Genomic DNA, 11,204 nt, shown 5'->3' with positions numbered 1-11,204 from the left:
ACCTAAATCTGGTGCGTCTACCAATTTCGCCACTTCCGCATTTTTATCAGATTTTTACTTGCCTGATTTCTCTATTCTGCCAGAAAGCAATAATAAAGAGCAAGAGGATTGGTGCGGAAGGAGAGACTTGAACTCTCACACCTCGCGGCGCCAGAACCTAAATCTGGTGCGTCTACCAATTTCGCCACTTCCGCAATCCTAGTTGTTTCAGTTTTTTAGTCTTGTCTGAAACCTTCTATTCAACGTTAAACGTTGAGAGAAACAAGATATATGGTGCGGAAGGAGAGACTTGAACTCTCACACCTTGCGGCGCCAGAACCTAAATCTGGTGCGTCTACCAATTTCGCCACTTCCGCAAATTTTTCAGACTAAAGCTAATGCTTTGGAACACGTGACAGTGTCAGTCTGTTTTGAAAGCCAAAGGCCTTCGAATAAATGGTGGCTACGACGGGATTCGAACCTGTGACCCCATCATTATGAGTGATGTGCTCTAACCAACTGAGCTACGTAGCCATGCCAAAATATGGCTGGGATACCTGGATTCGAACCAGGGAATGGCGGCATCAAAAGCCGCTGCCTTACCGCTTGGCGATATCCCAATGACTATCACGCAGTTAAGCATGATGTCTTCAATATGGTGCGGAAGGAGAGACTTGAACTCTCACACCTTGCGGCGCCAGAACCTAAATCTGGTGCGTCTACCAATTTCGCCACTTCCGCATATTGTTGCTTTCATAAAGAAAGCGTTGCACGTTGAAAAGAATGGTGGCTACGACGGGATTCGAACCTGTGACCCCATCATTATGAGTGATGTGCTCTAACCAACTGAGCTACGTAGCCATCTTTTCGTTCAGGGTCATACCCTGAGTGCGGGGCGCATTATGCGAAGAACCTTGGGTGTCGTCAACCTTTTTTCCATGCTTTTTTTATCAGATTGGTGACTTCGCTGTGAATTTGAACAGGGAGAGGCGTTTTCTTATTCATTTGGTCTGTAAATGGCGAATTTAGGGAGCTTTAAAACAAAAAAAGCTGGCGTAAGCCAGCTTTTAAAATCGAGTTAACGATTGTAATTAAACGTTAAAGCGGAAGTGGATAACGTCGCCGTCTTTAACGATGTATTCTTTGCCTTCCAAACGCCATTTACCAGCTACTTTCGCGCCAGCTTCACCATTGTTATTGATGAAGTCATCGTAACCAATGATTTCAGCGCGAATAAAGCCTTTTTCGAAGTCAGTGTGGATCTTACCTGCCGCTTGTGGCGCAGTTGAGCCAACTGCAACAGTCCATGCACGCACTTCTTTCACGCCAGCGGTGAAGTAAGTTTGAAGTGTTAGAAGATCGTAACCTGCACGAATAACGCGGTTCAGGCCTGGCTCTTCTAGACCCATTTCTTCAAGGAATACAGCGGCTTCATCTGCTTCTAGCTCAGAAAGCTCACCTTCGATTTCCGCACACACGGCAACGACGGTCGCGCCTTCTTTCTCAGCGATCGCGTTCACGATGTCAAGGTATGGGTTGTTTTCGAAACCGTCATCGTTCACGTTCGCGATGTACATGGTTGGCTTCATGGTCAGGAAGTTAAGGTAGTCAACCGCCGCCTTCTCTTCTTTGGTCAGTTCTACTGAACGCAACATGTTGCCTTCTTCTAGCACTGGAAGCAGCTTTTCAAGTACAGCGATTTCGATTTTTGCGTCGCGATCTCCGCCTTTTGCTTTCTTCGCCTGACGTTGAATAGCACGTTCACATGCTTCAAGGTCAGATAGCGCAAGCTCGGTGTTGATAACATCAATATCGTCAGCAGGGTCTACTTTGCCCGCAACGTGGATGATGTTGTCGTTCTCGAAACAACGAACAACGTGGCCGATTGCATCGGTTTCACGGATGTTTGCTAGGAATTTGTTACCTAGACCTTCACCTTTAGACGCACCAGCAACCAAGCCAGCGATATCTACGAATTCCATCGTGGTTGGCAAAATGCGTTGTGGGTTAACGATTTTCGCAAGCGCATCCAGACGCAAATCAGGCACAGGTACCACACCCGTGTTTGGCTCGATAGTACAGAACGGGAAGTTTGCCGCTTCGATACCGGCTTTTGTCAGAGCGTTGAACAGTGTTGATTTACCTACGTTTGGCAGGCCAACGATACCGCATTTAAAACCCATGAGATGGTAACCTTTCGTTAAAAATATTATTGCGCCTTGAATGTATGAAGGCGGTTCTGCGCCTTGGCCAAATCATCTTTCAGCAGAATGTCGATGCAGCGTACAGCTTCATCGGCGGCTTGCTCGATTTGACTTTGTTCGTTCGCAGGGGCTTTCGTTAATACAAAACCCGCTACTTTGTCTTTGTGACCAGGGTGTCCGATCCCGATGCGAAGACGATAAAACTCTTTGTTGTTGCCCATCTTGCTGATGATGTCACGCAGACCATTGTGTCCACCGTGACCACCACCTTTCTTGAACTTGGCAACACCTGGCGGCAAGTCGAGCTCATCGTGAGCTACCATGATTTCTTCCGGTTTAATTTGGAAGAAGTTCGCCAATGCTGCCACAGATTTGCCGGATAGATTCATGAATGTGGTTGGGATCAACAAACGAAGATCTTCACCACCCACACTGATTCTTGCCGTCAAACCAAAATATTTTTTGTCTTCCTTTAGCGACACGTTATGAATACGTGCCAACTCTTCAACGACCCAAGCACCCGCATTGTGACGGGTTTTTGCGTATTCTGGTCCAGGATTCGCCAGACCCACTAAAAGACGAATTTGGTCGCTCACGGTGAGATTCTCGTTGTTATTGTTGTCATTGGTTAGGCGCTGAATAACAGATTTGGTCACAGGACCAACGCCAAAGGCGGCATATCCTAACACTATACGTGAGCGACCTCAAAATGATGCCGCAAAGAGTTCGCTCGCCAGTGTGCTGCACAAAACAAAACGCCCCGCAAAAGCGAGGCGTTTTTCACTCACAAAGTGTCGATTAAGAATCGAACATTGCTGAGATTGATTCTTCGTTGCTGATGCGACGAATCGCTTCAGCCAGCATGCCAGACAGGGTCAGTTGAGACACTTTACCGGTTGCTTGCATTTCCGCGCTCAGCGGAATTGAGTCAGTAACGATGACTTCGTCAATCACTGATTCTTTGATGTTCTGTGGTGCGTTGCCAGAGAACACTGCGTGGGTTGCGTATGCGAATACACGCTTAGCGCCACGGTTTTTCAGTGCTTCTGCTGCTTTACACAGAGTACCACCGGTATCAATCATGTCATCAACGATGATGCAGTCACGACCTTCAACGTCACCGATCAGGTGCATTACCTGAGACACGTTTGCACGTGGGCGGCGCTTGTCGATGATGGCAATATCAGTGTCGTCCAGCAGTTTAGCGGTTGCACGAGCACGTACAACGCCACCGATGTCTGGAGAAACAACGACAGGATCTTCCAGTTTCTTCGCCAGCATATCTTCTAGCAAAACAGGTGTACCGAAGATGTTATCTACAGGTACATCGAAGAAGCCTTGAATCTGCTCTGCGTGCAGGTCAACAGTCAGAACGCGGTCAACACCAACGTTAGACAAGAAGTCTGCAATAACTTTCGCGGTGATAGGTACACGCGCTGAACGCACACGGCGGTCTTGGCGAGCGTAACCAAAGTAAGGAATAACTGCAGTGATTCGGCCAGCAGATGCGCGACGCAGTGCATCGATCATTACAACCAATTCCATCAGGTTGTCATTGGTTGGTGCACACGTTGACTGGATAACGAATACGTCGCTACCCCGTACGTTTTCGTTGATCTGTACACACACTTCGCCGTCAGAAAAACGGCTAACGGTAGCGTCACCTAGTGACATATATAGGCGATTCGCAATGCGTTGGGCGAGTACAGGCGTTGCATTACCAGCAAACAGCTTCATATCAGGCACGGTGGAAAACCTCGGGGTTGTATCCATTGAGTGTTGTCTGTCTCATTGTTTCTGCGCTTTTAGCGTGGTTAAGAGCGGTGAAGTGTTCACACCACGAGCTACAAAACCAGTGAGCCAGTCGGGCAAATTGTTTAATGTTAAACGGGCGTCATCCTCATTCTCGAACTCCGCGAAAATACAGGCACCTGTTCCAGTCAGTCTTGACGGCGCGTATTCTAGCAGCCACGAAATAGCCTTATCAACCTTTGGAAACAACTCTCTGACTATCTTTTCGCAATCGTTTTCGTAATTTCCCGCTAATAGCGCATTTAATGTGCGTTTTGGCGTATTTCGCGTCAGGTTAGGATGACTAAATATTTTTGCTGTTGCGATACTAACATCGGGTTTTGCGACCAGATACCATTTTTCTTCAGCATAGGCTGGCGTTAGTACTTCGCCCACACCTTCAGCAAAGGCTGTGACACCACGAACAAACACGGGAACATCAGCACCTAATGCCAGCCCCATTTGAGCCAACTCATCTGTAGACAGTGCGGTGTGCCACAAATGGTTTAAGGCAACGAGTGTCGTGGCTGCATTCGACGATCCGCCACCAAGGCCACCACCCATGGGTAAAATCTTATCAACGTGAATGTGCGCACCGAATGTAGAACCTGATGCTGATTGAAGTGCAATGGCAGCGCGATAAATCAAATTTTCTTCAACAGTGACGCCATCGATGTCTGGCGATAGGGTTATTTTGCCTGAATCATTGGGCGTGATACTGAGTGTGTCGCCAAAATCGAGAAACTGAAATAATGTTTGTAAGTCATGGTAGCCGTTTTCACGCTGTCCCGTGATGTACAGAAAAAGATTAAGTTTGGCGGGAGAAGGCCAACAGCTAGTGGCTAGAGTCATTGTGGGAAGATCCATTCTGAAATCACTAAATTTACTTTCTGGGTGTTCTGATTCATCTTAATTCTTGATGGAAGTAAGCTGTCTGTATTGGCGTCATACGCAGTGTATTCAACTTGCCACCCTGGCTGATTGGTGTCAGCGCTATTTTCACTAAGAAACGCCAAGCGATTATCGCCACCTAAGGTGATATCGTTTTTTTCTGTCGGTAAGCCTTTGATCCATTGAGTCATCTCATCGACGGGTAAGGCAACCCCCGTCAGGTTACGCAACAGCGTAGAAGCATTTCGGTCAACATAACGTTGGCCTTCACCATCGACCAATACTGCCATATTCGGTGTAGCATCTAATGTAAGTAAGGTCGTTCCGAGAAAATTGGTGAGTCTTAGTGACAACTCGTCGTCTCGTTGTTTCCACAGGAAATTAGCAGAAACACGTTGTTCAGGACTGATAAAGGCGACTTTACCCTTCGCGGTAAAGTTATTGATATCTTCCAGCGCGGCTTGATGGTTATCCCACTCTGTCGTTGGCGCAGGGACCGTGGTGCACCCTGATAGCGCCAGAAGGCCCAGTAGAAAGCTCAGTGTGAACCATAGGGAACGAGGCATAATGAAACTCCGTGTATTTGGCAGTCGCTACCGATTATACAGATAATTCTTGGCAATCATCAGTGGCTTATCCGCGACACGCTACCAAAATGCACTTATTCATCATTTTTAAAGTTATATGCATCAAAGACGTTGAGAATTAAATTTTGATTACTTGTTGAAAAAATGGACGAAAATATTGATTTGAGTGTGAAATAGTCACACTTCTGGTTGTTAGCAAGATGAGGAAACTAATGTTATCTTTTATTCGACGAGCCCATAACGTAAAATCCACGGCTCGGATTTCACTTGGTGCTGTCGGTAACCCTGCTTAATGAGCTTGCTAGTTCTCGGAATAAATCATAAGACCGCAACGGTCGACTTGCGTGAAAAGGTCTCTTTTTCACCGCAACAACTTCGTGATGCACTTCACCAGCTGAAAGAGAAGCAGGTTGTGCAGAGTGGAGTGATTGTGTCTACCTGTAACCGAACCGAGATCTATTGTGAATTAGAGCAGCCTAGCCCTGGCGTTGTCGTGGATTGGCTTCGTGATTTCCATCACCTTGATAGTGATGCTCTGCTTTCTTGCCTATATACCCATCACGATCAAGCTGCGGCGCAGCACCTAATGCGCGTCGCGAGTGGCTTAGACTCCTTGGTGCTGGGAGAGCCTCAGATCCTTGGCCAAGTCAAACAAGCCTATGCCGAGTCGGTAGAATTTGACGCGATCAATGGTCCGTTAGAGCGCTTATTCCATAAGACATTTACAGTCGCTAAACGGGTTCGCACGGAAACAGATATTGGCGGCAATGCAGTTTCAGTCGCATTCGCGGCATGCTCATTGGCACGTCAGATTTTTGAATCACTGGAAACGTCGACAGCGCTGTTGGTTGGTGCCGGTGAAACGATTGAACTGGTCGCCAAGCACTTGTATGAGCACGACTGCAAAAACATTATTGTTGCCAACCGAACCAGAGAGCGAGCGAGGCCGTTTGAAGAAGCCTTTGGTGCTAAGGTCATTTCGTTAGAAGAAATTCCAGATTACATGCATAAAGCTGACATCGTGATCAGTTCGACAGCAGCACCCTTGCCGATTATTGGCAAAGGGATGGTAGAAAAAGCCTTGAAAGCACGTCGTCATCAGCCCATGCTGCTGATCGACATTGCGGTACCTCGGGATATAGAAGAAGAAGTGGGCGATCTCAATGATGCCTATCTGTACACCGTTGACGATTTACAATCGATTGTGGAACGTAACATGGAGCAGCGAAAAGCAGCTGCCGTGCAAGCTGAAGCGATCGTTGATGAAGAAAGCCATGGGTTTATGACCTGGATGCGTTCACGCGATGCCGTGGATAGCATTAAACAATACCGTGCGGATTCAGAAGCACTAAAAAATGAATTGCTCAACAAAAGCTTACAAGCGCTTGCTAGCGGGGCTGACCCACAAAAAGTGCTGGCTGAACTGAGCAATAAACTGACCAATAAATTGATCCATGCGCCGACTCAGGCCATGCAGGAAGCTGCCAGAAATGGCGATGAGCGTACACTTGATACGCTGCGTCAGAGCTTAGGTTTGGATCCCCTGAAATAGTTGTAAAACTTACTATGAAACCATCAATTCTCGCCAAATTAGAATCGCTCGCTGAGCGTTACGAAGAAGTACAACACTTACTGGGTGATCCTGGCATTATCGGAGATCAAGACAGATTCCGCTCGCTATCAAAAGAATACAGCCAGCTAGAAGAAGTGACGCAGTGCTTTGGTCAATACAAGCAAGCAGCGGACGATCTGGATGCAGCGCTAGAAATGGCGCAAGAAGATGACGCTGAAATGCGTGAAATGGCACAAGAAGAAGTGAAAGCGGCCAAAGTGGAAATGGAGCGCCTAACGGAAGAGCTTCAAGTGCTACTTATTCCTAAAGATCCCAATGACGAGCGTAACTGTTTCGTTGAAATTCGCGCCGGTGCTGGTGGTGATGAAGCGGGTATTTTTGCGGGTGACTTGTTCCGTATGTATAGCCGATTTGCTGAATCAAAAGGCTGGCGCGTAGAGGTGATCAACGCCAACAACTCGGAGCAGGGCGGTTACAAAGAGATGGTCGCTAGAATTTCGGGTGACGGCGCTTACGGTGTCCTGAAGTTTGAGTCTGGTGGTCACCGTGTTCAACGTGTACCAGCGACCGAATCGCAAGGCCGTGTTCATACGTCAGCATGTACCGTTGCTATTTTGCCAGAAATCCCAGAAGCGGAAATCCCTGACATCAATCCGTCTGATTTGAAAATTGATACCTTCCGTTCTTCGGGCGCAGGTGGTCAGCACGTTAACACCACTGACTCAGCAATCCGTATTACCCACTTGCCAACCGGTACTGTAGTGGAATGTCAGGACGAGCGTTCGCAGCACAAGAACAAAGCCAAAGCGATGTCAGTGCTAGCTGCGCGATTGATCAAAGCGGAAGAAGAAAAACGCGCTGCAGAGCAGGCTAGTACACGTCGTAACTTGTTGGGTTCTGGTGACCGTTCTGACCGTATCCGCACGTACAACTATCCGCAAGGTCGAGTGTCTGATCACCGTATCACGTTAACGGTTTATCGTTTGGATGACGTGATGGAAGGGGATTTGGGCTGTTTGGTTGATCCAATCATGCAAGAATTCCAAGCGGACCAATTGGCAGCGTTGGCAGATCAACACTAATGCTCAATAGCATTGAAAATGTGCTGCGAGCAGCAGCGCATTTACTGGCTGAACACGAAAGCCCTTCGCCAAGGATTGATGCATCGGTATTGCTGTGCCACGTATTGGATAAGCCAAGTAGCTATTTATATACCTGGTCGGACAAATTGTTGTCTGATGAAGAATTGGCAGCGTTCAATGGTCTCATTGCCCGTAGAACGTTGGGTGAACCTGTTGCGTATATTATTGGTTATCGCGATTTTTGGTCACTACGTCTAAACGTAGAGCCAAGCACGCTTATTCCCCGTCCTGATACCGAACGATTGGTCGAGTTAGCGCTTGAGCGTTTGCCGAAAGGTGAAGGCAGCGTACTGGACTTAGGGACAGGAACGGGCGCAATCGCACTGTCTATTGCGAGTGAGCGTCATGATCTTGAGGTAACGGGAGTTGATTTGCGTCCAGAAGCGGTCGCATTAGCTCAGCGCAACCAGCAAGAGAATGGCATTAGCAATGCCTTGTTTCTGCAAAGCAGTTGGTTTGATGCTGTGCCTGAACACGCGTTTACCATGATTGTCAGCAATCCGCCTTATATTGACCCAGAGGATCCTCACCTTGCTCAAGGTGATGTTCGTTTTGAGCCAAAAACGGCATTGATTGCCGACGATCACGGCTTGGCGGATATTCGCCATATTTGCCAACACAGCCCGCGCTATCTCGCACAAGGTGGTTGGCTGATGATTGAACATGGTTACGATCAAGGGCGCGCAGTGAGAGCGCTGTTTTTAGGCGCGGGATTTTGCGACGTAGAAACCGTGCAAGATTATGCTGGCCTTGACCGTGTGACCTTAGGCCGTATCGCGTAGTCAGCGTTGACTGCGGAAGCGGCCCTTACATAACTCAACACATTATCGATAGGGCAACTTATCGATAAACCACTATCAATAACGAAAAGAGAATTACGGATTATGTACGCTGCATTGAAGCACTCCCATTTTTTGTTCATCGCCTTGAGCGTCAGTCTATTCATCCTGCGTTTTGTCTGGCTCATGATGGGCAGCAAAATGTTGCAAAAGAAATGGGTGAAAGTTGTTCCTCACATTATTGATACAGGTTTGTTGGCAACAGGTGTCGCGCTTATCGTGATCACTGGCTTTATTCCATTCACGCCAAGTGCGGTGTGGATGACTGAAAAACTGACCTGTGTGCTAGCGTATATCGCGTTGGGCTATGTGGCTCTTCACTACAGCCAAGGCACACTATTTAGATTGTTTGCCTTCTTTGGCGCTTTAGGTTGGGTCTTTGCTGCCGCTAACTTAGCTATCAGCAAAACACCGCAGCTGTTGGGGTAATAATGATCGCGTTTACAGATCAGGAACTAGATGCTTTAACAATGGTTGAAGGCGCACTGGCGCTGAATGCCGCTGTTGACCCTGCAACATCTATGCATTGGGTGAGAGCAGAACTTGAGCAATTAGCCAAAGATGCCGAGCATCTTTTGGCGAGTGAAACCAACGATGAACTTCGCCTTGAAGGCTTGATTCGTTTGTTCTACAAAGACTGGGGTTTCAAAGGCGACTTCGAACAGTATTTCTCTTCTGATAATACGTTTGTAGAGAAAGTGCTTAAGCGTCGTAAAGGGATCCCTGTGAGTTTAGGGGCGATTTTCCTGTTCTTTGCAGACCGCCTTGATTTGCCGTTAGAGCCTGTGGGCTTTCCGACGCAGTTGATTTTGAAAGTTGACTGGTTTGACCGTGAGCCGCAGTATATCAACCCATTCGATGGTGAGTTTTTGTCAACGCGTATACTGCGTGGTTGGCTGGTAGGCAAAGAGGGCTCAACCGCTCAACTTTTGCCTGAACACCTTGAAGGCAGTGACAATCCGACACTGATTGGTCGTTGGCTTGCCGTGATCAAAAGTGCATTGCTTCGTGAAGAGAACTACGCGATGGCATTGCGATGCAGTGAGCTGGCGTTAACCTTCAGCCCTGACGACCCTTATGAAATTCGAGACCGTGGCTATATCTTCCAGCAGCTAAAATGTGACTGGGTCGCCGCGGAAGACTATGAATACTTTATCGCTCAGTGCCCCCATGATCCGGCCGCTGAGTTATTGAAACTGCAGGTCAAAGTATTGACCGCAGAAGCCCCTATTTTCCATTAATCAGGAATGTAGCATGACAGCACAAAAAACAGTTCAGATTGGCGATATTCAAGTTGCTAACGATAAGCCATTTGTTCTTTTTGCCGGGATGAATGTTTTGGAATCACGTGATCTGGCAATGCAGATCTGTGAGCATTATGCGGAAGTGACCCAAAAACTGGGTATCCCGTATGTATTCAAAGCATCGTTCGATAAAGCTAACCGTTCATCTGTGCATTCTTACCGTGGTCCAGGCCTCGATGAAGGCATGAAAATCTTCCAAGAGTTGAAAGATACTTTTGGCGTTAAATTGATCACTGACGTGCACGAAATCTGGCAGGCTCAGCCTGTTTCAGAAGTGGTTGATGTTATCCAATTGCCAGCATTCCTTGCTCGTCAAACGGACTTGGTTGAAGCGTTCGCAAAAACCAATTCGGTTATTAACGTGAAAAAACCTCAGTTCATGAGCCCAGGACAAGTGGGTAACATCGTCGACAAATTTGCTGAGTGTGGCAACGACAAGATCATCCTGTGTGAGCGCGGCTCATGCATGGGTTACGATAACCTGGTTGTTGATATGCTGGGCTTCGATGTGATGAAGAAGGCAAGCAACGGCAGCCCAATCATCTTTGACGTGACCCACTCACTGCAGTGCCGCGATCCACTAGGCGCAGCATCTGGCGGTCGTCGTTCACAAACGGTTGATTTGGCGCGCGCAGGTTTAGGTACCAAGATCGCTGGTCTATTCATAGAAGCGCACCCAGATCCAGACAACGCACGTTGTGATGGCCCATCAGCATTGCCATTGGACAAGCTGGAGCCATTCTTGAAGCAAATGAAAGCGCTGGATGATCTGGTGAAAAGCTTTGAAGATTTAGATATTCGCTAAGCAAAATGTTTGCGCTTTGTTTGCAATAACAAGGTGAAACGAATGAAGAAATGAAAAAGCCGGCTGATGCCGGCTTTTTGTTGTTTTAC

General features: G+C 47.6%; 11 protein-coding genes and 6 tRNA genes. 6 read left to right on the top strand and 11 right to left on the bottom strand.

Annotated features, from left to right (window positions below; translation table 11 throughout):
* Nucleotides 1–109: 109 nt before the first annotated feature.
* The 11 genes from L4D06_RS24770 to lolB all read right to left on the bottom strand — a co-directional run bounded on the left by L4D06_RS24770 (nucleotide 110) and on the right by lolB (nucleotide 5,431).
* A tRNA-Leu gene (locus L4D06_RS24770) sits at nucleotides 110–194 on the bottom strand.
* Nucleotides 195–271: 77 nt separating this feature from the next.
* Nucleotides 272–356, bottom strand: a tRNA-Leu gene (locus L4D06_RS24765).
* An 80-nt stretch (nucleotides 357–436) separates the two neighbouring features.
* Nucleotides 437–513: transfer RNA gene (locus tag L4D06_RS24760), tRNA-Met, on the bottom strand.
* An 11-nt stretch (nucleotides 514–524) separates the two neighbouring features.
* Nucleotides 525–599: transfer RNA gene (locus L4D06_RS24755), tRNA-Gln, on the bottom strand.
* 36 nt (nucleotides 600–635) lie between these two features.
* Nucleotides 636–720, bottom strand: a tRNA-Leu gene (locus L4D06_RS24750).
* Nucleotides 721–763: 43 nt separating this feature from the next.
* Nucleotides 764–840: transfer RNA gene (locus L4D06_RS24745), tRNA-Met, on the bottom strand.
* A gap of 230 nt (nucleotides 841–1,070) precedes the next feature.
* Entirely contained in the window at nucleotides 1,071–2,162 is a 1,092-nt protein-coding gene (gene ychF, locus L4D06_RS24740; protein WP_274163529.1) for a redox-regulated ATPase YchF, read from the bottom strand.
* A 26-nt stretch (nucleotides 2,163–2,188) separates the two neighbouring features.
* Nucleotides 2,189–2,779, bottom strand: a complete 591-nt coding sequence (pth, locus tag L4D06_RS24735; protein ID WP_028023630.1) for an aminoacyl-tRNA hydrolase — start codon at nucleotides 2,777–2,779, stop codon at nucleotides 2,189–2,191.
* A 202-nt stretch (nucleotides 2,780–2,981) separates the two neighbouring features.
* A complete protein-coding gene (locus L4D06_RS24730; protein ID WP_002542407.1) occupies nucleotides 2,982–3,929 on the bottom strand; it encodes a ribose-phosphate pyrophosphokinase in 948 nt (315 codons plus the stop codon).
* A gap of 42 nt (nucleotides 3,930–3,971) precedes the next feature.
* Nucleotides 3,972–4,826 (bottom strand): 4-(cytidine 5'-diphospho)-2-C-methyl-D-erythritol kinase, encoded by an 855-nt coding sequence (ispE, locus tag L4D06_RS24725; protein WP_274163528.1) that lies wholly within the window; start codon nucleotides 4,824–4,826, stop codon nucleotides 3,972–3,974.
* Nucleotides 4,823–5,431: a lipoprotein insertase outer membrane protein LolB gene (lolB, locus tag L4D06_RS24720; protein WP_429742095.1), complete on the bottom strand. Its 609-nt coding sequence runs from the start codon at nucleotides 5,429–5,431 to the stop codon at nucleotides 4,823–4,825. Before lolB ends, ispE begins: the two co-directional genes overlap by 4 nt.
* 313 nt (nucleotides 5,432–5,744) lie before the next feature.
* Between lolB and hemA the strand changes: the two genes are divergently transcribed.
* The 6 genes from hemA (at nucleotide 5,745) to kdsA (ending at nucleotide 11,115) form a co-directional block, all read left to right on the top strand.
* Nucleotides 5,745–7,004, top strand: coding sequence for a glutamyl-tRNA reductase (hemA, locus tag L4D06_RS24715; protein WP_274163526.1), 1,260 nt, complete (start codon nucleotides 5,745–5,747; stop codon nucleotides 7,002–7,004).
* Nucleotides 7,005–7,018: 14 nt separating this feature from the next.
* On the top strand, nucleotides 7,019–8,107 hold the full coding sequence (gene prfA / locus L4D06_RS24710; protein ID WP_274163525.1) for a peptide chain release factor 1: 1,089 nt from the start codon (nucleotides 7,019–7,021) through the stop codon (nucleotides 8,105–8,107).
* A complete protein-coding gene (gene prmC, locus L4D06_RS24705; protein WP_429742093.1) occupies nucleotides 8,107–8,949 on the top strand; it encodes a peptide chain release factor N(5)-glutamine methyltransferase in 843 nt (280 codons plus the stop codon). The genes prfA and prmC overlap by 1 nt, the downstream gene beginning before the upstream one ends.
* 102 nt (nucleotides 8,950–9,051) lie before the next feature.
* Nucleotides 9,052–9,435, top strand: a complete 384-nt coding sequence (locus L4D06_RS24700; protein ID WP_028023624.1) for a SirB2 family protein — start codon at nucleotides 9,052–9,054, stop codon at nucleotides 9,433–9,435.
* A 2-nt stretch (nucleotides 9,436–9,437) separates the two neighbouring features.
* On the top strand, nucleotides 9,438–10,247 hold the full coding sequence (locus L4D06_RS24695; RefSeq protein WP_274163523.1) for a SirB1 family protein: 810 nt from the start codon (nucleotides 9,438–9,440) through the stop codon (nucleotides 10,245–10,247).
* 13 nt (nucleotides 10,248–10,260) lie between these two features.
* Nucleotides 10,261–11,115, top strand: a complete 855-nt coding sequence (gene kdsA, locus L4D06_RS24690; RefSeq protein WP_429742091.1) for a 3-deoxy-8-phosphooctulonate synthase — start codon at nucleotides 10,261–10,263, stop codon at nucleotides 11,113–11,115.
* Nucleotides 11,116–11,204 lie beyond the last annotated feature (89 nt).

The sequence above is a fragment of the Enterovibrio makurazakiensis genome (assembly GCF_050336585.1).
In the GTDB taxonomy this organism is placed as follows: domain Bacteria; phylum Pseudomonadota; class Gammaproteobacteria; order Enterobacterales; family Vibrionaceae; genus Enterovibrio; species Enterovibrio gelatinilyticus.
The sequence above is the reverse complement of the archived record's forward strand: the minus strand, read 5'-3'. Positions and strand labels throughout refer to the sequence as shown.

Coding starts and splice junctions, on each gene's coding strand:
- prfA (WP_274163525.1), top strand. CDS start 7,019: ATGAAACCATCAATTCTCGCCAAATTAGAATCGCTCGCTGAGCGTTAC.
- L4D06_RS24695 (WP_274163523.1), top strand. CDS start 9,438: ATGATCGCGTTTACAGATCAGGAACTAGATGCTTTAACAATGGTTGAA.
- ychF (WP_274163529.1), bottom strand. CDS start 2,162: ATGGGTTTTAAATGCGGTATCGTTGGCCTGCCAAACGTAGGTAAATCA.
- L4D06_RS24700 (WP_028023624.1), top strand. CDS start 9,052: ATGTACGCTGCATTGAAGCACTCCCATTTTTTGTTCATCGCCTTGAGC.
- prmC (WP_429742093.1), top strand. CDS start 8,107: ATGCTCAATAGCATTGAAAATGTGCTGCGAGCAGCAGCGCATTTACTG.
- hemA (WP_274163526.1), top strand. CDS start 5,745: ATGAGCTTGCTAGTTCTCGGAATAAATCATAAGACCGCAACGGTCGAC.
- kdsA (WP_429742091.1), top strand. CDS start 10,261: ATGACAGCACAAAAAACAGTTCAGATTGGCGATATTCAAGTTGCTAAC.
- lolB (WP_429742095.1), bottom strand. CDS start 5,431: ATGCCTCGTTCCCTATGGTTCACACTGAGCTTTCTACTGGGCCTTCTG.
- ispE (WP_274163528.1), bottom strand. CDS start 4,826: ATGACTCTAGCCACTAGCTGTTGGCCTTCTCCCGCCAAACTTAATCTT.